Raw genomic sequence first — 20,450 nt, 5'->3', positions numbered from 1 at the left:
CTGACAACTGATCTGACGTTCTGTAAGAATGCCGCGACGGGGGGTGAGGCTGATGGGATCGGGCAACGCGGCACCGAGCGACGCCTCGGTCGTGAGAATCCTCGGCGCGGACGGTCGACCGGAGGGGGCCGGCTTCCTCGCCGGGCAGCGAGAGGTGATCACCTGCGCGCACGTGGTGGCCAGGGCACTCGGTGTACCGTCCGATGCAGCGGAGCCGCCGGCCGGGCGATTGGAGATCGACTTCCCGCTGGCCGGCCCCGGTCGGCGGATCCGGGTGGAGATCGGCTCGTGGACCCCGATCCGGCCGGACGGGTCCGGGGACGTCGCGGTTCTCCGGCTCCTCTCCCCCGCGCCCGCCAAGGCGACCGTCGGCAGGCTGGTGGAGCACGCGGCTGGCCCGGACCGCCGAGTACGCACTTTCGGCTTCCCGGACACCCATGACGACGGCGCCTGGAGCGTCGGCTGGTTGCGCGGCCGCACCGGCGCCGGGTGGTTCCAGTACGACACCGACCCGGCCAGCGAGCACCGGGTGGAGTCCGGGTTCTCCGGTGCGCCGGTGTGGGACGTCGCCGAGGGCGGCGTGGTCGGGATGGTCGTGGCGGCCAACAGCAGACCGGACGTGCGCACGGCGTACGTGATCCCGACCGAGACGCTGCGGAGGAGCTGGCCCGCTCTCGACGAAGCGGCGCTGCCGGCCTGCCCGTTCCGGTCGCTGGAACCCTTCGAGGAGCGCCACTCCGGTCTGTTCCACGGCAGGGAGGAGCCGGCCCGCCGGATCGCCGACCTGCTCGGCTGGGCACCGGCGATCAGCCTGGTCGGCCCGTCCGGCTGCGGCAAGTCGTCGTTGCTGTACGCCGGTGTGCTGCCGAGGCTGCGGGACCGCGAGGATCTCGAGATCGTCGTGTTCCGCCCGGGGCAGTTGGGCCGCAACCCGCTCGCCGCCCTGGCGCTGGCTCTGCTCCCACGGCTCGAACCCGACCTGACCGAGACCGCCCGTCTGGCCGAACTCCCCAGGCTCACCGATCTGTTGCGCAACGGCCGGCTGCCGGCCGTCGTCGACCGGATACTCGCCCGGCAGCGCAAGGACCGGCTGCTGCTGGTTGCCGACCAGTTCGAGGAGGTCCTCATCGGCACGGAGCGAGCGGACGTCGACGCCCTGGCGTCCGCGCTGGGCACCGCCCTGCTTCCCGGGGCCCGGCTGCGCGTGGTGACGACCCTGCGCAGCGACTTCCTGACCGCCGCCCTCACCCATCCGGGGCTGGCGCCGCTGTTCGGCGGGGACCGTCTGGTCACGGTGGGTGCCATGACCGACGTGGAGCTCCGCGCGGCCGTCGTCCGGCCCCTGGAGCACACCGGCGTGACGTACGAGCCGGGCCTGGTGGACCGGATCCTGGGCGACCTCGGGAGCGATCCGGGCCGCCTGCCGCTACTGGAGTTCACCCTCACCAAGCTCTGGGAGCGCCAGCGGCGGAGCGTCATCGGTCATGCCGCGTACGAGGCCCTCGGCAGGGTCAGCGATGCGCTGGTGACCCACGCGGAGCAGATCTGGACGGGCAGCCTGACCGAGGAGGAGCACCTGGCGGCCCGCGGGCTGCTCGTCCAGCTCGTCCACCCCGGCGGCGACGGCACGGTACCCACCCGCCGCACCGTTGCCCGCTCCGAGCTGAGCCCCGGGCAGTGGCGGATCGCCCAGCGTCTGCTGACCACTCGGCTGATCGTTCCCGGCGAGGAGTTCCGTCCGGCCGACGGGTCGCCCGAGGAGACCGTCGAGCTGGCCCACGAGGTACTGCTGACGCACTGGGGCCGGCTGCGCGACTTCTTCGCGGCGGATCGCGACTTCCGCGTCTGGCAGGAGGACCTGCGGCGGCGGATCGCCCTGTGGGAGGCGGACGATCGGTCCGGCCACCGCCTGCTGCGGGGAGCCGAGCTGCGTGACGCCCGGGACTGGCTCTCCCGTCGGCGGGACGAACTGCGCCCCGACGAGCTGGAGTTCGTCGAAGCCAGCGTCGGCGGATCGCGCCGCCGCCGAACCATTCTCATCTCGCTCACGGTCGCGCTCAGTCTCATTTCGGGACTGGGCACCTGGGCGTGGCGAAACGACATCAGCCAGGACGCGGCCACCACCGCGTCGCAGGTGCTGGTCCAGCAGTCGCGGGACTCCGAGCAGTTGGGTAATCCGGGCGATCTGGGCTCCTCGTACACCGCGCTGCTGCTGGCGCTGCGGGCCTACCGCACCCAGGACACCGAGCAGACCCGTACGCGGCTCGGCGAGATGTACGCACGGTACGGCTTCGCCGACGTGATCGCGCCCCGGTACGGCAGCGTCGACGCGCTCCTGACCGAACCGCTGTGGAGTGCGGCCGCCTCGTCGACCGCCGACTCCGAAGGCCGGGTGATCGCGGCACGGGCGGCCGACGGCACGGTCGTGGTCGTCCGTGTCGACGGTTCCGGGGTGCACCGGGATCCGACCGGTCAGCCGGCGAGTGTCACGGCGGTGAGTCCGGACGGTTCCCTGGTGGCCATGGGACGGTCGGCGATGCCCTTGTCGGCCGGGGCTCCGACGGCGCTGCCGGACCCGCGTGGGCTGCCGGCGGCGCTGTACGACGTGCGGACCGGGAAGGTCCGGGAGCTGGAGCGCCCCCCGGCGGGCGACCCGTTCCCGCACTCGGGCGATCTGCCGAGCGTTCCCGGCCTGCAACTGCCCGAGCTTCCCGACCTGGCCGACGTGCCGGGGCTGACCATGCCGACGCAGTACGCCCGGTTCTCCTTCGCCCCCGACGGCTCGGTGCTGCTGGGTCAGACCGGCCTCTTCGGGCGGGCCGGCCGGCTCGTCCTCTGGGACACGGCCGACGGTCGGATCAGGAAGGTGATGCCCGCCATCCCGGAGTCCGTCGACGACATCTGGCTGGGCGCAGGAGGCGACACCGTGCTCACCCTCACGGGCGCCTCCGGACTGAGCGGGGCGGGCACCGTGTCGGCGAAACTGTGGGACCTGCGCGGTGAGGCCCCGGTCGCGAGGGAGCTGTTCCACTGGGTCGGCACGGACACGCTGACGCTCGCGGTGGACGTGAGCCCGGACCTGGGCCGGCTGGCGGCCGTCGAGACGAAGCAGACCGACCTGACGGTGAGCCACCGGCTGGTGGTCCGTGAACTCCCGAGCGGCAAGGTGCTGAGCGACAGCACGGACACTCAGCAGGCGGCGGTGGCCCACGTCGCGGTGCCGGCCAGGAGCTCGCGAGTGCTGGCCTTCGCGTCGCCCGAGGGTGTGCCGAGTGGGGCGCTGTCCGGTGACGGACCCATCGTCCCGCTCGACGGCAGATGGACCGTCGACCTCCTCGGCTCGGACGAGGCCATGTCCGTGCTCATGACCGACACGGGTGTGATCGCCGTCGTGGGCCCGACGGGCGGCGATCCGGTGCGCCGGCTGCCCGCTCGGCACCAGAACACCGAGAAGGTTCCCTCGGTCGCCGAGGCCGAGCACTGGCTGTCCGAACTGTGCCGGGTCATGGTCGACGAGACGCTGCCGTCCGCCGCCTCAAAGAAGCTGCCGCCCGGTGCGTACCGGGGGTCCTTGTGCACGTGGAAGAAGGAGAAGCATGGCTGACGCGACACAGCTCATCCGGGTGCCCCTGGGCGACTCGGACGCCGCCGGGCAGGTCGTACTGGAAGTCGACACGGCCGCCTCCGGCATCGTGCGCGCCGCTCGGCCGGGCGAGATCGTCGGGACCGCCACGCGGACCCTCGCCGAGAGCTTCGACCAGGTCCGGGCCGCGGCCGCAGCCCTGCTGGACCGGCTGACCACGCTGCCCAGCCCGCCGAGCAGCGTGGAGGTGGAACTCGGTGTGAAGATCAACGCCGAGGCGGGCGCGGTCATCGCCAAGACAGCGGCCGAGGGCAACTTCGCGATCAAGCTGACCTGGCAGCGGACCGACACCCCCGCGCCGGACGCATAGCGGTACGTCGTCAGGCTGTTCCAACCCTCGAAGGTCCGGGGTGCCGGGAGAGGGCGCTGTCACGTTGGTGGGGGTGTGGTCGCCTGAGGCTAGTACCAACGCCGTGTAGATAGCGGCTGTGGGCTTCCGTTACGGGCGACTACGACAAGTACCGCCGCCTGCTGTGGAAGCGGGGCATCAAGCCGGTGATCGCCCGCCGAGGCATACCGCACGGCTCCGGCCTCGGAGCCGTGCGGTGGGTCGTCGAGCGCACGAACGCCTGGATCCACGGCTTCCGACACCTGCGGATCCGCTGGGACATCCGCGACGACATCCACGAGGCCTTCCTCAAGCTGGCCTGCTGCGTAATCACCTACCGACGCGGCCGAGCCTTGTGTTAGCTCCTCTTAGTGGGTGGCGCAGCCGAACGCCTCCCGGCTGTCCAACACGGTGAGTGCCGGCTCCGTCCAGGGGTCTGTCTCGGCCGGCCACAGGCACACTCGCACCACAAGACGGTTGCCGACCTGCGGGGTCTTCGGTCCGTCAGCAATTCATAGTGACAGCTGTCATACGGATCCGGGCACAGGAGGCACTGACGGGAAGTCGGCTCCGCACGGCAGGCTGGGCGCACACGAACAGTCGCCGAGCACCCGGCAGAGGAGCAGACAAAGCCATGGACAAGAAGCCCACCACGCCGCCGACCAGCACCGTGATGCTGGTCCTCCGTCCGCTGGTGGTGGATATCGGCATTCCGCTGGCTGTCTCCTATCTGCTGCACTCGGTGCTCGGGTTGAGCCAGATCGTCTCGCTCGTGTTGAGCAGCGTGTTGCCGGTGGTGCGGACGGTGGCGAGTCTTGTCTCCCGGCGGTCGGTCAACGGGCTGGCCGGTCTGATGCTGCTGGTCAACACGGCCGGGATCGGGCTGTCGCTGGTGTCCGGGGACGCCCGGTTGGCGGTGGCCAAGGACGGCGCGCTGAGCAGCGTGGTGGGCATCGCGATGGTCTGGTCGGCCTTCGCCGGGCAGCCCATGGTGAGCGCGGGGCTCAAGCCCGTTCTCACCAAGGGCGAGCCTGTCAGGATCGCGGCGTGGGACCGGCTGAGCGTGGGGTCGGCCCGGTTCCGGCGGGCCGAGCGGGGGTTCACGCTGGCCTGGGGCCTGTCGCTGGTCGGTGAGTGCGCGGCCCGGGTCGTGGGTGCCTACACGCTGCCGGTGTCGATGATGGCCTGGCTGTCAACGGTCTTCCTGCTCGGAGCGTTCGTCGTGGCCTTCATCGCCGGTGCGCCGTTCCACAACCGGATCGAGAAGCTGGTCGAGGCCGAGGCCGAGGCCGCCGTGTCCGGTGTGGCAGAGCGCTTCGAAACGGAGGATCCCGCGCCCGGGGACCCCGTGATCACCGTCGCGTGAGGTCAGCGTGGCGCCGGGCAGCACCGGCGGCGGCCCGGCGGCGACAGATCCCGGCCCGCCGCCCTCCTTCCTGACCGAACATCACAGACCGCAGCCCGCATAACTCGTCTGAACCATCACCGGACCACCAGCGATCCTCTCGCCACCGGAAACGCAAAAGGGTGCGGATCCTTGGAAGGGAAAGGCCGCGCGGGGCAGCTATGAGGCGTCGGCGTAGGCGAGGTGGGTGCCGCAGACGGTGCAGCGGAAGAGCATGGCGCTTGCTCCCTGGCCGAGGTGACTCAGGAAGCGCTCAAGCTGGGATGCGTCGTGCCAACCGCCCATTCGCAGGTCGCTCCGAAGCTGGTCGAGCGCCTCGGGATGAGCCGCCAGTTCGGTGTATCCGACCTCGCCAATGAAGGCGGCCGCGTCATGACAGTGGACGAGCCAGTGCGGGTCCTGCCAGGAGTGGAAGCCAGGGGTGCGGCGGGTGACCTCCTCCAGCGTCTCCTCGCTGACGCCGTCAAGCCCGTAGGCGTCGGTGAAGTCGCCCTCGAATCGTTCAGCTGCGCTGCCGTCAGCGATGCACCAGGGGCAGAATCTCTTGTTGACCTCCCGGGCCGTGTAGAAGGTCGCGGTGTAGATCCATCCGGTGCTGCGGTTGCAGCAGATGCATTCGTCGGTGCTCGCGCGGATCGATCCGCTCGCTAGGGGGTCGGGGTGGTAGCGGAAGAAAGGCAGGTCGGCGCTCACTCTTGAGCCTGTCCCGGCTTCGAGAGGTTGGCTTCGTCGCCGGTGGTCGGTGTGTCGGCGGGCCTGCCTGTGAACCTCATGCGTTGCAGTCTGTCCGCAAGGAAGCCCGTGATCAAGCGGTGAAGTCGAGGTTGTGCTGGTAGGTGGGGCAGAGGCACTCGTGCTCGTGGGCGGTGTGGAAGCGCCAGTAGGCGTCGAGGTCTCCGTTGGAGACGAGGGTGCGTAGTCGCAGGACGGCTTCGGCTCCGGGCAGGCCCCGGCGGGCGCCGGTGATGTCGAGTCGGTCGCCGATCAGGTGGCGGCAGGCGCCCTCGATCGCGCCTGTGGCGATTGGCCACCCCTTGCCGAGGGCGGTGTCGTAGCGGAGTTGGTCGAGGTGGCCGGTCAGGTAACGATGGCAGGCGTCGACGGCCTCGCGCCGAGCGGCTGGCAGTCCTTGATGGTCGGCTTGATCCTTCATCTCTTGGGCGGCGCGGGCGGCCTGGCCTGCGAGGATCGTGGTCAGGTGGTCGGCGGCCCGGGTTTCTGCCTCGGTGGTGCCGGGTTTGTGGAAGGTGTGGGCGGCTGCCCAGACGTACTCGGCGACGTGGACGAAGTCCAGCAGTACGTGGACCGTGACGTCGCGTCGGCTGGTATCGGCAGTGATCAGGTCGAGCTGGTGGCGGGCGCCGTCGACCAGGACGATCCAGGGCCGCAGGTGCTCCGGGTCGCGGGCCTGGGCTTGGTCGAAGGCATCGGCGATGACCTGTTCGGGCGGGCGGACGAGGGAGGCAGTGCACCACTTCGCTCGCCGCTTCGGCCGCCGGGCGGGTGGATCACGTCGTGGGGGCGCCTCGGCGCGGGCCGGATGTCGAAGACGCAGGCCACGGTGGCCATCCGTTTCCGGTTCGGCTTGTCGCCCGGCGCGAGCCGTGCGCGGTGACCGCCCGTGGCTTTCGCGGCGGCACGACGGGTGGCTTCGCGCAGGCCTCGGGCCGCATGGCCACGCCTTTGCCGTCGACTTGGGACCACCAGCGGCATACTCCGGCCGCAGGGGACCGGGATCCTGGCGCGGTAGAAGTCGTCGGTGTCGACGGCGGCCGCGACCACCAGTTCTTCGAGCCGCCGCTTGCCCAGCACCTTCCCGCAGCGGCGCTCGACCGCCTGCTGGGCTTGGTCGAACGAGCCGCGCACGGCTTCGGTGACCGCGAGCCGGCGCAGGCCTATCGAGTGCCGGCCCGCCGGCAGCGACAGCGCGGCGTCGGCGGGGTGGACGTTGCAGACGCTGGGTCCATATCGGCGAGCACCTCGCGGACCGTTTCCCGCGTGATCCGCAGGCGCTCCAGTCCCTCACGGGCCGAGTCCAGCCTCCCGGACAAATCAGCGAGCTCGGCTTCCAGCTTTTCCACCCTGCCCCGAGCGGCTGCCTCGCGGGCTTTCAACTCCTCGAACAGCGAGCCCATTTGTCACCCCTCCTCCACCACCACGGTAGAGGCGACGACCAGCCCCGAACACAGCCCGGACGGAGGCCGGATGTCGGCGGCAGGCACTAATGTCCGTGCTCGCCGTCGATAGGAGAGCCGTGAACACGAACGTGGACTGGTCCGGAGTCCGGGAACGCGTCATCGCCGTAGAGGAGGCCGAGCGTCGAGCGCGTGGCCGTGGGCCGTTGTCCTACCCGTTGTTCGAACCGATCCTGACACCCGCCGAGATCGCCGAGGCCGAGGCACAGTTCGGCGTCACGCTCCCCGACGAGTACCGCACGTTCCTGGCGGAGGTCGGGGCCGGTGGCCCCGGGCCGGCACTCCACCTCTCGCCGTTGTGCCGGATCGACGGGACATGGGGATGGCTCGACGGGGGTACCACTGGCTGCTGGACGCCAGCGGGCCGTTCGTCGAGACAGAAGACTGGGCCGACCAGCAGAGAGCGACCCTGCGCGCCGCCGGGCACGAACCCACCACCCGCGACGAAGACATCGACTACCTGGACGACTACCGCGAGGCCTTCGGCGACGCCGGCGACGAGGCCTGGTACCTGGAACGCGGCCGGGGCGCGGTCCCCATCAGCGACAATGGCTGCGGGATGACCGGCTGGCTCATCATCGTCGGCCCGCACCGCGGGGAACTGCGCGACCGGGACTGCGCGACCAACCCGCCCTTCGAGCCGTACCTCGACGCGAAGGGCAACCCCCACACCTTCCGCACCTGGTACCTCGAGTGGCTTGAGCAACGCGAGAACGCAGCACGATGATCAAGAGCTGGTGACCCGCACCGACCCACGCACCGCGGCTACTCAACCCTTCCCTTCAAAGGAACTGCACCCACCCCCGCACCGGCCTCATCGCGGCCTGCTCTGCCACCGCTGCCGCCCCCAGGCGGAACAGGGCGCGGCACCGTTCTGGGTCCGCTACCACGAGCGCCCGCCCGCCGCCGTCCTCGGGGTGACGACGGCGCGCGAGGCGGGCAGCGACCAGACGTCGTGGGGGTGGTCGCCGACCAGCTCGGCGTGCCGGGCGTCGTCGCCGGTGGCCGCGCAGGCCTGGGCCAGGGCCGCGTAGGACGCTGTGATGTCCTGTCTGCGGGTGCGGCCGGTGGTCTCGAGCAGCGCGCTGGTACTCGGGCCGATGCTCACGGAGCAGTCCTCGGGTGCGGAGTCGACGGACACGGTGTCCTGCGGGCTCGCGCCGCGGCGCCGGACGTCCGGCCGGGCCGTTCCAGGGCGATCGGGCCGTCGTGCTCGGCGACCGTCCGGCCCGCCCCCCTCGGTGCCCTCCGGAAGCAGGCGATGACCGCCCCGCGGGTGGTGGTGATCGACAGGTGGGGTTCGTCCAGCCGTCGGCGGATCCTCACCTCGTTGCCGACGAGACCCGCGGGGAGCAGGTAGAAGTTGCCCTCGAACGGCACGAGTCCGTCGGGGTCGACCCTGCGCTGGACGCAGATGCGCGCCGGGAACGGCTTCGAGGGCAGGGGCAGCAGGGCTCGGGTGCGGCAGCCCGCCGGCCGGTTCCGGCTGCCCGAGCGCCCGGTGAGGCGGTCGAGGCTGTCCTGGGCCGCCTGCACGCCGGGTTCGCCGGCCGCGGTGTCCCACCAGTGGAGGACGACGGAGCGGTGGGCGCGGACGACGGGGTCGGGCACTCCTGTCCGTGGGCGGATCGCGATGGAGGCACCGTAGTGGATCGCGATCTCGTGGAAGACGGCGGTCACCTTGCCGGCCGTCGAGCAGACCGGCGCGGTCCGGTCGAATAACCAGCGCGCGCCGGTGCCGCCGAGGCGGCGCAGCACCTGGTCCAGGGCTTCCACGCAGTGCGGGAGGTCGCTGGTGCCGGCCAGGGCGGCCCGCCAGTGGCCGGATTGCGTGAGCGAGCCCATGAGCAGGTAGATCTCCTGCCCGCAGTCCCATTCGACCGGCGGGGCCGGGAGCTGTACCCAGTCGAACTGCACGTCTTCCAGGGGGCCTCGGCCGGGGCTGGCCCTCCCGCGGTGGCGCGGTCCGCGACACGGCCACATCAGATGCCTGCGCAGGGCGCGGGTGAAGGTCGAGTAGGCGCGGTCGTAGCCCAGCTCGACGATCTCGCGGTGGAGCATTCTCGCCTGCAGGTGCGGATCGTCGTCGAGGCGCTGCCGGCAGTACGGGACGAACTGCAGGAACTCGTCACGGGTCTCCGCCCGGACCCCTACGGTCCGCTCCCCGTTGAGGTAGGCCCTGACCGTCTTGCGGTCACGGCCCATGCACCGGGCGATCGCCGAGATGGACCAGCCCTGGTGGCGCATGGCGCAAATCTCTTGGTATTCCTGTGCACTCAGCATCCAGACCTCAAGCTGTCGGAATTTCGCCGCCGCAAATCGCCTTGAATTAGCGGCGGCCGCCAGGCATAGTCGAAAAATACAGCATGCGACCGAACCGCTCAAGGAGCGGAAACGTTTCTTTCCGGATATGCCGTGGACAATTTCAGGGAGCGGGTTTACCGCTGCCCCGACCGGGAATTCCACCCCGCCTCCGCAATACGATCCCATATACTTCTTGGGGAATTCTGCCGAGCGGCGCGGGAATTGCATATCGAAGGACGCTCGAATCGCGCGCGCCGGGAGGACCGGTGCCGGACCGTTCGTGCCGCGGGCACGGCCGGCGGGGTCCGGAACGGCGCGCGGCCTCACAGCGGCAGTCGGCAGGAAACCGTCTTGGTCCCGTCGAGATGGAAGCGGTACCCCCACGAGCCGGCGATGCTCTCCACCAGGAGCAGCCCGCGCCCGCTTTCCTGGGAGACGGTCGCCCGGTGCGCCCGGGGAGCGACCGCGGAGCGGTCCCGGATCCCGATCGACAGCCACCGCTGCTCGAGCGCGATGGTCACCCTGATCCGGTGCTCACTGTCGGTGTACCGGATCGCGTTCGTGAGGAGCTCAGTGGTCAGGAGTTCGGCGTCGTCGGTGAGGTGTGCTATTTCCCAGTGCCTGAGAATGGCGTTCACGGCACGGCGCACGGGTCCCACGCAGTAGGCCTCCGGCAGGACGAACATGGTGACGCGCCGCCCCCGCGTATCGTGCGGGTCCGAGCGTGGCGAGTCTGCGGAGGTCATGGCCGTCCCCTGGTTCCCTCTCCCGGCAGGGCCGGGGTCCCGTGCTTCGCGGTCCGGCAGTGGCGTGGCGCCGGCGCCACGGAGTGGGCTCATGGGTTCCTCCTCGGCGGTTCGGTGCCGGCAGCGGCGTCCGGCGGCTGGGCCGCGCGCGGCGAGCGGGGAGCGGGGAGGTCCCCTGCTCGGGGCGCGGCCCCGCCGGGGGGATCCGGTGGGGCGTCGGCGGTCAGGCTGATGCCGATGTGCTGCGCGAGGCCGTCGGCGAGAGCTGCCAGCGTGGGGTGGGCCGCGACGAAGTCGCCGGCGAGCCGAACGCCGAGGGAGGCCTCCAGGCGGGTGCGCAGTTCGATGCGGAGCAGGGAGTCGAACCCGAGCGCGTTCAGCGGGGTCTGCGGGTCCAGGGTGCTGGCCCCCAGCCGGAGCACGGTGCGGATGTGTCCGGCCAGGTAGTCCTCGAGGACCGTGCGGCGGGCGAGACCGGGTTCCGCGGCCCGCAGCTCGCCCCGGATGTCGCGCGCCGAGTCCTGCCCGGACGCCTGTACGGGGGTGCCGGGCGCCTCGGGCGTGAGGAGGGCGAACAGCGAGGAGGCCCGCCCGGCCGGGGGGATCCAGGTGTCCGGCGGGCCCGGGATCACGCCGGTGCGTACGCGGCCGTGGGTCAGGAGCGCCCCCAGGGCCTCGAGTCCTTCCGCGGTGGGAATGGTCCGGTAGCCGCGCTCCGCGAAGCCGGTGGCGACCCCGGTCTCGCCCCAGGGCCCCCAGTTCACGGCCAGCGCGGGCAGGTCCAGGGCGGTGCGCCAGGTGGCGAACGCGTCGAGCCACGCGTTGGCGGCCGAGTAGGCGCCCTGGCCCGGATTGCCGAGCAGGGAGGCCATGGAGGAGTACAGGACGAACCAGTCGAGCGGCAGTCCGGCGGTGGCCTCGTGGAGGCGCCAGGCGCCGGTGACCTTGGGATGCCAGACGCGTTCGAGCTGGTCGTCGGTGATGTTGGACACCGCGGCGTCGTCGAGGACCATCGCGGCGTGGACCACACCGCGCAGGTGCCCGCCGCCCGCGGTGGCCTCGGCCACCAGCTGCTCGGCGACGCCGGGCTGCGCGATGTCCCCGAGCACGACGCTGACGCGGGTCCCCTGGTCGCCCAGTGCGGCGAGGACCCGTTCGGTCTCGGCCGAGGGGGACGTGCGTCCGTTGAGGACGAGGTGGGCGGCGCCCCGGCCCGCCAGCCAGAGGGCCGTGGCGAGGCCGACGCCGCGCAGGCCGCCGGTGACGACGTAGGCGCCGTCCGCCCGTACCGGCGAGGGCGGGTCGCGCAGTACGGCGGTGGCCTGGCCTTCGCCGGGCACCGTCAGGACCAGTTTGCCGATGTGCCCGGCGCCGGCCATGAGGCGGAAGGCGTCGGCGGCCTGCGCGAGCGGATAGGTCCGGCACGGCAGCGGGGCGAGGGTGCCCCGGCGGAGTTCGGCCAGGACCTCGCCCAGCAGCTCGGCGAAGGTGTCCGGGCGGGTGTCCTGGAGCTCGACGAGGTCGACCGTGCTCATGGTGATGTTGTGCCGTAGCGGTGCGAGACCCAGCGGGGTGTCGGCGAGGATGTCGCGCACACCCAGCTCGACGAACCTGCCGAAGGGGCGCAGCGTTTCCAGTCCGGCCCTGATGGCGGGCCCGGAGAGGGAGTTGAGCACCACGTCGACGCCCTCTCCGGCGGTGGCGTCGCGGGTCTGCTCGGCGAAGTCCAGCGAGCGGGAGTCCATGACGTGCCGGATGCCCATCGCGCGCAGGTACCGGCGCCTGTCCTCGCTGCCGGCGGTGGCGAGCACGTCGGCGCCCAGGCGCCGCGCGACCGCGATCGCGGCCAGTCCGGTCCCGCCGGTGGCGCTGTGGATCAGGACGCGCTCGCCGCCGGCGAGCCTGGCGAGGCGGCGCAGTGCGTACCAGGCGGTGAGGTAGGCGACGGGCAGCCCGGCGGCCGTCTCCGCGGGCAGGCCCGCCGGGACGGGGGCGACGGAGGCGGCGGGCAGGGTGGCGAAGGTCGTGAAGAGTCCGCCCCGCACGTCGGCGGCGAGGACGCTGTCGCCGACGCACACGTGCCTGACGCCCGCTCCGACGGCGGTGACCACGCCGGTGGCTTCGAAGCCGATGCGGTAGCCCGCCTCGTCGTCGGTCGCCAGCATGCCCATGGCGGTGAGCACGTCGCGGAAGTTCACGCCTGCGGCGTGGAGGCGCAGTTCGACCTCACCGGGGCCGGGGGCACGCCGTGGTGAGGTGGTCAGGCGCAGGGCGTCGAGGTCGCCGAGCCGCCCCGCGTGGAGCTGGAAGCGGTCGGCGCCGTAGCGCACGGTGCGGGTGACGGCGGTGGCGCGTTCGGTCTCCGACAGGGGGGTGTAGGACAGCCGGGCGATGTGCCGGGTGTCGCCGCGCAGGGCGATCTCGTCCTCGGGGGGGTCGGCGAGGAGTTCGGCCGCGAGCCGGTGCAGGCCGGTGTCGGCGCGGTCGGCGTCGACGAGGGTCGCCCGCAGCTCCGGGTGTTCGTGCGTCAGGACGCGCACCAGTCCGCGCAGGGCGCTCTGGGCGGGGTCGGCGGGCTGCCCCGGCTCCGGAGCGTGGGCGGACCGGGTGACGGCGAACAGGCGTGCGGGCGTGCCGCGCGCGATCGCGCTCTGCGCGGCGGCGAGCAGGCGGCGGGTGCGGCGCAGTGCGATCGCGGCGGCGTCGTCCTCGGGCGTGGACGGCGCGGACAGGAGGACCACGGCGCACGGTGCGGGTACGCAGTCCCAGTGCCGGGCGATGCTCTGCTTGAGCGGTTCGAGGGCGGCGCTGTCGACGGGGAGGTCGAGGACGTCGGTGCGGGCTCCGGCGAGCTCGAGGGCGTCCGCCAGTGCCCGGGCGGATCCGTCCGCCTCGCCGATGACGAGCCAGGGGCCCGGGGCGGGCGGTTCGGGGCTCTCCCGGCGCGGCACCGGCTGCCAGCGGGTCTCGAGGAACCACCGGTCGACGGTTTCGCCGGCCCCCGCGCCGTGGCGTACGAAGCGCAGCGCGTCGATCTCGACGAGGGGGTTTCCCGCCTCGTCCAGCAGCCGCACGTCCCCGACGATGGCGTCCGCGTCGGTGCGGGTGAGCCGGGCGTGCGCGTAGCAGGCGTCCTCGGGGGCCGCGAGGATCCGCACGGCGCGCATCCCGACGGGCAGGACCAGGCCGTGGCCCGTTTCGTCGATCAGGCCGGCGACGACCAGCTGGGCGCACAGGTCCAGGAGGACCGGGTGGATCCGCAGGCCGTGGGGGGCGGTGCGGGCCGGGTCCGGCAGCGTCACGCGGGCCCAGAAGCTGTCGCCCCCGGCGCAGGCGCGCAGCTCGGTGATGCCGCTGAAGGCGGGTCCGTGCTCCAGGCCCCGTGCGCGCAGGCTCGCGTAGAGGGCGTGCGGGTCCAGGTCGACGGGGTGGTCGGCGGCCAGTGCGGCCACGGGGAGCGCCGGTGTCCGGGGGCAGGCGTCGGTGCGGCGCAGGACGGCGGTGGCCTGCCGTACCCAGGTCCCGTCCTCGTCCTGGCCGAAGACTTCGCAGTCGGCGCGGTCGGCGCCGGTCAGGGTGACGGTCGTGCCGACGGGTGTGCGGGCGTCGAGGTGCAGCAGCTCGCGGAAGCGGATGTCGGTCGCCTCGACGTCGTGCGCGGCCCCGCCGAACACCTCGCCGGCCGCGGTCAGGGCCAGGGCGCAGTAGGCGGCGCCGGGCAGGACCGGCCGGCCGTGGACGCGGTGGTCGTCCATCCAGGGCAGGACGTCGGTGCCGGCGTCGGCGTGCCAGGTGTGGCGGGGCCGGTCGCCGGGCACCTCCGTGTGCGCTCCCGGCAGGGCGGCGGGGGCGCTCCCGGTGTGCGGGTAGGCCGCTGCGGGCGGGGTGGTGTCGGTCCAGTGGGGCCGGCGGTCGAAGGTCAGCGTGGGTACGTCGGCCAGGCGGCCGCCCGCGTAGAGGCGGGACCAGTCGACAGCGGCTCCCGCGCAGTGCAGGGCGGCGAGCTGGGTGCGGAAGGTGGTGCGGTCGTCCTCCCCCTTGCGCAGTGTCGGCAGGACCACCGGCTCGTGGAGCAGGCCGGTCAAGCTCTGGGCGAGGGGGCGAGTGACGACGGCGTGCGGCGAGACCTCGAGGTACACCTGGTGGCGGTCGGCGGCGGCCGCGGCCACGGCGGCGCCGAAGCGCACGGGTCGGCGCAGGTTGGCGCACCAGTAGGCGGCGTCGAAGACCGGGGTGTCGCGGGGGTCGTCGAGGACGGTGGTGTAGAAGGGGACGGCCGGCCGGCTGGGGGTGAGCTCGGCGAGCTCGGCGGCGAGGTCCGCGAGCAGCGGGTCGACCTGGGGGCAGTGCGAGGCGACGTCGACGTCGATCAGACGTGCCACGAGTCCGCGGGCCTGCCAGGCGGTGGTCAGGTGCCGGACGGCGGCCGCGGTGCCGGCGACGACGGTCGAGTCGGGGGCGGCGACGACGGCCACGGACACCGTGCCGTCGCCGATGGCGGCGAGGTCGTTCTCGACGGTCGCGCTGTCGAGGCCGACGCTCGCCATGGCGCCGGCTCCGGCGATGCGGGTGAGGAGGGCGGAGCGCCGGCAGATGACGCGGACGCCGTCGGCCAGGGTGAGCGCTCCGGCGGTGACGGCGGCCGCGACCTCGCCCATGGAATGGCCGATGACGGCGGCCGGTTCGACCCCGTGGTCGCGCCAGACGGCGGCCAGGGCGACCTGCAGGGCGAACAGCGCGGGCTGCACGCGACCGCAGCCGCTGACGTGTTCGCGGTCGCGCACGGCCCGCAGGACGGAGAACCCGGTCTCGGCGCCGATCAGCGCATCGGCTTCGGCCAGGGTCTCGGCGAAGGCCGGCTCGTGGCGGAGCAGGCCGTGCCCCATGCCCTGCCACTGCGAGCCCTGGCCGGAGAACACCCAGACGGGACGGCGGGTGACGCCCGCGCCCACCTGGCCGTGGACGACGCCGGGGTGGGCGCGGCCGGCCTCGAAGGAGCGCAGGGCGTGCGCCAGGTCGCGGTGGGAGTCGGCCACCACGCCGAGCCGGCCGCGCCCGGGCGAGCGGCGCAGGGCGAGGGTGTGGGCGATGTCGCGCAGGGGGATGGCGCTTCCCTCGGCCTCCAGCCAGCGGGCCAGGCGCGCGGCGGCGGCGGGCAGTGCGTCCGGGGAGCCGGCGGCGAGGAGGAAGACGTGGGGCGGGGCGGCCTGCGACCGCGACGGCGGGGCGCCGGCGGGCACGGCCGCGTGTGCGGCGGTGCCGGCGGTGGGAGTGCCGGGGAGGACGACGGTGCGGCGGCGGGCCGGGGCCTGTTCGAGGACCACGTGGGCGTTGGTCCCGGAGAAGCCGAAGGAGGACACCGCGGCCAGTCGCGAGGCCGTCCGGGTGGGCCAGGCGGACAGGCTGGTGGGGACGAACAGGCGGGTGCCCTCGGCGCTGATGGCCGGGTTCCACCGGGTGAAGTGCAGGTTGGGCGGGACGAGCCCGCGCCGCAGGCAGAGCACCGCCTTGATCAGGCCTATGACGCCGGCCGCCGGTTCCAGGTGGCCCACGTTCGTCTTCACCGAACCCAGCGCGCAGCGCCCCTGTCCGGTGCCGTAGACCGCGGCCAGGCTGGAGAACTCGACGGGGTCGCCGACGGGTGTGCCGGTGCCGTGCGTCTCCACCAGGCCCACGTCGCGCGGGTCGGTTCCGGCTCGGGCGAGGGCCTGGCGGTAGAGGGCCTGCTGGGCTGCGGCGGAGGGCGAGGCCAGGACGTCGGAGCGGCCGTCCTGGTTGACGGCCGAGCCGCGGACCAGGGCCAGGACGCGGTCGTCGTCCCGTAGCGCGTCCTCGAGGCGCTTGAGGACGACGACGCCGCAGCCTTCGCCGCGGACGAAGCCGTCCGCGGCCGCGTCGAAGGTCCGGCACCGGCCGGTGGGCGAGAGCATCCCCATGCGGGCGAAGGACATCGTCGTCCTGGCGCCGAGCATGAGGGTGACGCCGCCGGCCAGCGCGAGGTCGCACTCGCCGTCGCGCAGGGCCTGGCAGGCCAGGTGGACCGCCACGAGCGAGGACGAGCACGCGGTGTCCAGTGCCACGCAGGGCCCCTGCAGGCCCAGCAGGTAGGAGATGCGCCCCGGGGCGACGCAGTGACCGTTGGTCAGGACCGCGCCCTCGAGTTCCCGGGGCTGGCCGGCGAGGGACTCCATGTAGTCGGTGTAGCTCAGGCCCGAGAACAGTCCCGTGGAGGTCCCCGCCAGCCGCTCCGGGGGGAGTCCGGCGTGTTCGAGCGCCTCCCACGTCACTTCCAGGAGCAGCCGGTGCTGGGGGTCCAGGACGTCGGCCTCCTTGCCCGAGACCCCGAAGAAGTCGGCGTCGAAGCCGGCGACGTCGCCGAGGTATCCGCCCCACGGCGGCATCGGCCCGGCGGCGTGGGCCGGGGCCGCGGCCACGTGCCCCGCGCGGCCGATCGGAGGTTGGCCGACCGCGTCCCGGCCGGCTTCGAGCAGCCGCCACAGCGCGGCGGGCGAGTCGATGTCGCGGGGAAGCCGGCATCCCATGCCGACGACGGCGATGTGCGCGTCAGCGGCTCTCAGGTTCTCTGCGTGGCCCATCACAATGCTCTCCTACGCGCTTGCGCGGACGGGGGTGGGGGGGCGCTCGCCGTCCGGCGGTGCGGTCGGCGGATGCCGGGGTCAGTCGACGTCCGAGCTGCCCAGCAGGATCGCGCTCTTGACGCCACCGATCTGGTAGTTGCAGGTGAGCGCGTAGTCGAACTCCAGGTGCCGGGTGCGCAGCCCGGGGACGGGGTCGAAGCAGATGTTGTCGGCCGGCTCCTCGCAGTTCGCGGTGGGGCACACCTCCCCCTGCTCCAGCATCAGGAGGGTCAGGGCGACGCCCAGGGCTCCCGCCGGGGCGCCGTTGTGGCCGAAGCAGGCTTCCTGGGAGGTCATCAGGAGGTCTTCGACGGCGTCGCCGTAGAGCTGTCGGGCGGCGTTCGCCTCGAACGCGGTCACGACGACGTCGCCGTCGCTTCCGCCGTGGATGTAGGGGATCTGGCCGATGTCCCACCGGTCGCCGAGGCACTTGCGGATGGCGGCGACCAGCGAGGCGCCGTTCTCGTCGCTCGCGAGCGGGTTGGACAGGCCGTCGCGGGTCATGCCGTGCGACAGGACCTGGCCGTAGGTGTACGCCCCGCGCTGCTGGGCGTGGTCGCGGCTCTCCAGCACCAGGGTCACCGACCCCTCCCCGTGGTTCACGCAGTCGGCCCGCCGGTCGTAGGGCCTCATGACCCGGTCGAAGGCCGGGAGGAGTTCGGGCATGCCGTCGACGCGGATGGTGTCGTAGGCGCGCTGGGCGCCGTGCAGCAGACGCTGGACGTTCTGGATCACGTCCACGCCGAACACGTCCACGCCGGTGACGACGACGAGGTCGGTGTCGCCGTCCGCGATCATGCGGCGGGCGTTGCCGATCTGGACGGCGGAGGACGCGCAGCCGCACGACACGGTGAAGCAGGGGCCGGTCGTGCGCATCAGCGCCCCTTGGACCAGCGCCACATCGGAAGGGGTGAGCCCCTGCTGGGCCCTGACGAACAGCTCCATCGCCTGGTGCGGCGTGATGGTGCGCGCGTCGGCGTGCAGGACCTCGAGGTAGCTGGAGACGTTGGCGTCGATGCCCCCGCGCCCGACCAGGACGGCGGCGTCGGTGAGGTCGCCGTCCCTGATGCTCAGTTGGGCGTCCGAGCAGGCTTCCACGAGGGACAGCAGCCCGTAGCGGTGCGCGTTGGTGTAGTGCTGGGAGAAGATGCCCGGCAGTCCGGGCAGGCGCTCCGCGAACGCCGCGTCCGGCAGATCGACCGAGCCGTAGTAGACACCGTGGTGTTTGAGGCACGAGCGGCCGTTGGAGGCCACGTCCCAGACCTCGCCTGCGGTGAACAGCGGCTGCTCCTCGCCCGGCAGGCAGAACCCCATGCCGGTGACCATGGTGTCCCGCTCGCCGGTGCCGCGTCGCGGACGCGGGCTGGAGGGCCCGCTCACGACGCGCCCCCCACGGGTGCGGGGCTGATGCTCTGTCCGTACTCGTACGGGACGGTCGCTGGTCATTGCTCACCTCGGAGTGTGGGGTGGGGTGATGCGGGGCGGCGCCGCGTCGGTGTGCGGCTCCCGGGGCCCGGCGCCGGCGTCGGATGCCGGGGAGACGGTGACGGGCGCACCTACTCGGCGATGGCGGTCCGGTACGACCACTGGTAGACGGGCATCAGTACGCCCCCGACGTCCTTGAAGTCCTGCGTGATCTCGAAGTGCTCGTAGCCGTTCCCGCGGGGGATCCTCAATCTGCTCTCGGCGTTCCCGGATTTCACTTCCCGAATCTCAGGAATGTCGATCGGGCCGCCCCTGAGGAAGACGAGCAGAGAGTTGGGCACGACACTCACCTTCCCATTCAGAAACGTAGAGGAATTCTTCAAGACGATCATCCGGCCAGTTGACGGTGCACATACGGAATACCCTCGCGGAAAGCCGTTCAACCCAGGAACACCAACAGCGCATGACGTGAGCCAGGGGCGCACTCGCACCACAGTCACCAGATCACGGGGACGCCCCGGAAGCCGTGATGCCATCCGAACAAAGCCCCGATCCCGAAGCACCGCCAAGGATAAGTACGAAAACTGCTCCATGCTCCCCGAGGCGCGCCGAGCCATGGGCATAGCAGCAGGTCAGAGGGCTGCAATGGCTCGCTTCCGCATACGATCTCCCCAGTTCACGGGCGCTCCCGCCATAATTCTCCACCGAATTCTCGAGAATTCTTCGACGCGCACCCGGGAAGGCACCAGTCCATGCTCACCTAAAATACCCAATGGCAAGCCTCTGGTCGCTTCCGACTCCGCTCGGCGAGGCGTCGAAAAAGTTGTGCGCCCCGATCCGGCCTCGCGCTACCACCCTTATCGAATTCCCTATTGCCACCCACTGGAACCCGAACCTACCGTGAGGAAAACGCCTCCCCGACTCGGCCGCAACGGCCTTGTCAGGCGTTCGGAAGACGGAAAAGAGGAATCCTATGTCCCCGATTCTCCTCGCACTCGTCCCCTCGCAGGGTCCGGCGACCGGGGGTAACCCCGTGCTGCTCGTCGGCACCGGGCTGACCGGGGCCACGGCGGTCCTGTTCGGCGCCACCCCCGCGCTCAGCTACACCGTCCAGTTCGACGGCGCCATCACGGCCGTCGCCCCGCCCGGGACCGGGACCGTCCCGGTCACGGTGGTCACGCCCAGCGGCACCAGCAACAACCTCAGCTACACCTACCAGCCGCCGACCCCGCCGACCATCCTCGCGCTCGTGCCGCCGATCGGCCTGGCCACGGGCGGCCTGCCCGTCCTCATCGTGGGCCACGGCCTGTCCGCCGCAACGTCGGTCCTGTTCGGCGCCACCCCGGCCTCGAACTTCACCGTGCTGGGCGACGGCGCCATCCTGGCCGTCTCGCCGGCCGGATCCGGGACCGTCTCGGTCACGGTGACCACGCCCGCCGGCACCAGCAACGGCGCCACCTACACCTACCTGTAGGACGGCGGCCGAACCGCCGGTCCGTGCGCGAGATGACCCGGCGGGACGAGAACAGTGAGCTCCGACAGCATTCGCTGTCGGAGCTCACTGTCCGTCGGACACCCCGTCATGGACGGGACTCCGATCTCCGCGCCGCTCCCGGAAGCGGCGGCGGCCCTAGATCGCCGGTGCGGCGGTGTAGGTGTAGGCGAGACTATTGCTGGTGCCGCCGGGGGTGGTCACCGTGACCTGCACCGTGCCCGAGCCCGCCGGCGCCGTGGCGACCAGGCTGCTGTCCGACACGGCGGTGAAG

12 protein-coding genes and 3 pseudogenes are annotated in these 20,450 nt (G+C 72.2%); 7 read left to right on the top strand and 8 right to left on the bottom strand.

Going from position 1 to position 20,450, the window contains the following annotated elements; translation table 11 throughout:
- Window positions 1–52 precede the first annotated feature (52 nt).
- From ACZ3TI_RS34565 to ACZ3TI_RS34550, 4 genes and pseudogenes are all read left to right on the top strand, one after another.
- Window positions 53–3,604 carry an nSTAND1 domain-containing NTPase gene (locus ACZ3TI_RS34565; protein WP_465733360.1) on the top strand — a complete coding sequence of 1,184 codons (3,552 nt, stop codon included), beginning with the start codon at window positions 53–55 and terminating at the stop codon, window positions 3,602–3,604.
- Window positions 3,597–3,953: a CU044_2847 family protein gene (locus ACZ3TI_RS34560; RefSeq protein WP_465733358.1), complete on the top strand. Its 357-nt coding sequence runs from the start codon at window positions 3,597–3,599 to the stop codon at window positions 3,951–3,953. Before ACZ3TI_RS34565 ends, ACZ3TI_RS34560 begins: the two co-directional genes overlap by 8 nt.
- A 137-nt stretch (window positions 3,954–4,090) precedes the next feature.
- Window positions 4,091–4,333 (top strand): annotated as a pseudogene (locus ACZ3TI_RS34555) (transposase); the annotation flags it as partial.
- Between the two features lie 272 nt (window positions 4,334–4,605).
- A complete protein-coding gene (locus ACZ3TI_RS34550; RefSeq protein WP_465733356.1) occupies window positions 4,606–5,337 on the top strand; it encodes a VC0807 family protein in 732 nt (243 codons plus the stop codon).
- A 198-nt stretch (window positions 5,338–5,535) separates the two neighbouring features.
- On the opposite strand, the gene ACZ3TI_RS34545 is transcribed toward ACZ3TI_RS34550, so the two are convergent.
- Together ACZ3TI_RS34545 and ACZ3TI_RS34540 are read right to left on the bottom strand one after the other, a co-directional pair.
- Window positions 5,536–6,069 (bottom strand): CbrC family protein, encoded by a 534-nt coding sequence (locus ACZ3TI_RS34545; protein ID WP_465733354.1) that lies wholly within the window; start codon window positions 6,067–6,069, stop codon window positions 5,536–5,538.
- A 112-nt stretch (window positions 6,070–6,181) separates the two neighbouring features.
- Window positions 6,182–7,341, bottom strand: a pseudogene (locus ACZ3TI_RS34540) (ISKra4 family transposase); the annotation flags it as partial.
- A gap of 259 nt (window positions 7,342–7,600) precedes the next feature.
- On the opposite strand from ACZ3TI_RS34540, the pseudogene ACZ3TI_RS34535 reads away from it, so the two are divergent.
- Window positions 7,601–7,879: pseudogene (locus ACZ3TI_RS34535) on the top strand (SMI1/KNR4 family protein); the annotation flags it as partial.
- 14 nt (window positions 7,880–7,893) lie between these two features.
- On the top strand, window positions 7,894–8,298 hold the full coding sequence (locus ACZ3TI_RS34530) for a hypothetical protein (protein ID WP_465733394.1): 405 nt from the start codon (window positions 7,894–7,896) through the stop codon (window positions 8,296–8,298).
- Between the two features lie 156 nt (window positions 8,299–8,454).
- Here the strand turns inward: ACZ3TI_RS34530 and ACZ3TI_RS34525 are convergent, their stop codons facing one another.
- The 6 genes from ACZ3TI_RS34525 to ACZ3TI_RS34500 form a co-directional block, all read right to left on the bottom strand.
- A complete protein-coding gene (locus ACZ3TI_RS34525; RefSeq protein WP_465733352.1) occupies window positions 8,455–8,679 on the bottom strand; it encodes a hypothetical protein in 225 nt (74 codons plus the stop codon).
- Window positions 8,676–9,818, bottom strand: a complete 1,143-nt coding sequence (locus tag ACZ3TI_RS34520; RefSeq protein ID WP_465733350.1) for a Mu transposase domain-containing protein — start codon at window positions 9,816–9,818, stop codon at window positions 8,676–8,678. Before ACZ3TI_RS34520 ends, ACZ3TI_RS34525 begins: the two co-directional genes overlap by 4 nt.
- 380 nt (window positions 9,819–10,198) lie before the next feature.
- Window positions 10,199–10,621, bottom strand: coding sequence for an ATP-binding protein (locus ACZ3TI_RS34515; RefSeq protein ID WP_465733348.1), 423 nt, complete (start codon window positions 10,619–10,621; stop codon window positions 10,199–10,201).
- An 89-nt stretch (window positions 10,622–10,710) separates the two neighbouring features.
- Complete coding sequence (locus tag ACZ3TI_RS34510; RefSeq protein ID WP_465733346.1) at window positions 10,711–17,217, bottom strand: SDR family NAD(P)-dependent oxidoreductase; 6,507 nt, start codon at window positions 17,215–17,217, stop codon at window positions 10,711–10,713.
- An 81-nt stretch (window positions 17,218–17,298) separates the two neighbouring features.
- On the bottom strand, window positions 17,299–18,585 hold the full coding sequence (locus ACZ3TI_RS34505; protein ID WP_465733391.1) for a beta-ketoacyl synthase N-terminal-like domain-containing protein: 1,287 nt from the start codon (window positions 18,583–18,585) through the stop codon (window positions 17,299–17,301).
- Between the two features lie 230 nt (window positions 18,586–18,815).
- Window positions 18,816–19,076, bottom strand: a complete 261-nt coding sequence (locus tag ACZ3TI_RS34500) for a DUF5988 family protein (protein WP_465733344.1) — start codon at window positions 19,074–19,076, stop codon at window positions 18,816–18,818.
- 581 nt (window positions 19,077–19,657) lie between these two features.
- Here ACZ3TI_RS34500 and ACZ3TI_RS34495 point away from each other — a divergent pair.
- On the top strand, window positions 19,658–20,158 hold the full coding sequence (locus ACZ3TI_RS34495) for an IPT/TIG domain-containing protein (protein WP_465733342.1): 501 nt from the start codon (window positions 19,658–19,660) through the stop codon (window positions 20,156–20,158).
- Window positions 20,159–20,450: the final 292 nt, after the last annotated feature.

It is taken from the genome of Kitasatospora sp. NPDC023120 (genome assembly GCF_055560835.1).
Note: the sequence above shows the minus strand (reverse complement) of the source record. Positions and strands in the feature narration are given on the sequence as shown.

Coding starts and splice junctions, on each gene's coding strand:
- ACZ3TI_RS34510 (WP_465733346.1), bottom strand. CDS start 17,217: ATGGGCCACGCAGAGAACCTGAGAGCCGCTGACGCGCACATCGCCGTC.
- ACZ3TI_RS34560 (WP_465733358.1), top strand. CDS start 3,597: ATGGCTGACGCGACACAGCTCATCCGGGTGCCCCTGGGCGACTCGGAC.
- ACZ3TI_RS34550 (WP_465733356.1), top strand. CDS start 4,606: ATGGACAAGAAGCCCACCACGCCGCCGACCAGCACCGTGATGCTGGTC.
- ACZ3TI_RS34565 (WP_465733360.1), top strand. CDS start 53: ATGGGATCGGGCAACGCGGCACCGAGCGACGCCTCGGTCGTGAGAATC.
- ACZ3TI_RS34515 (WP_465733348.1), bottom strand. CDS start 10,621: ATGACCTCCGCAGACTCGCCACGCTCGGACCCGCACGATACGCGGGGG.
- ACZ3TI_RS34530 (WP_465733394.1), top strand. CDS start 7,894: ATGGCTCGACGGGGGTACCACTGGCTGCTGGACGCCAGCGGGCCGTTC.
- ACZ3TI_RS34520 (WP_465733350.1), bottom strand. CDS start 9,818: ATGCGCCACCAGGGCTGGTCCATCTCGGCGATCGCCCGGTGCATGGGC.
- ACZ3TI_RS34495 (WP_465733342.1), top strand. CDS start 19,658: ATGTCCCCGATTCTCCTCGCACTCGTCCCCTCGCAGGGTCCGGCGACC.
- ACZ3TI_RS34505 (WP_465733391.1), bottom strand. CDS start 18,585: ATGGTCACCGGCATGGGGTTCTGCCTGCCGGGCGAGGAGCAGCCGCTG.
- ACZ3TI_RS34500 (WP_465733344.1), bottom strand. CDS start 19,076: ATGATCGTCTTGAAGAATTCCTCTACGTTTCTGAATGGGAAGGTGAGT.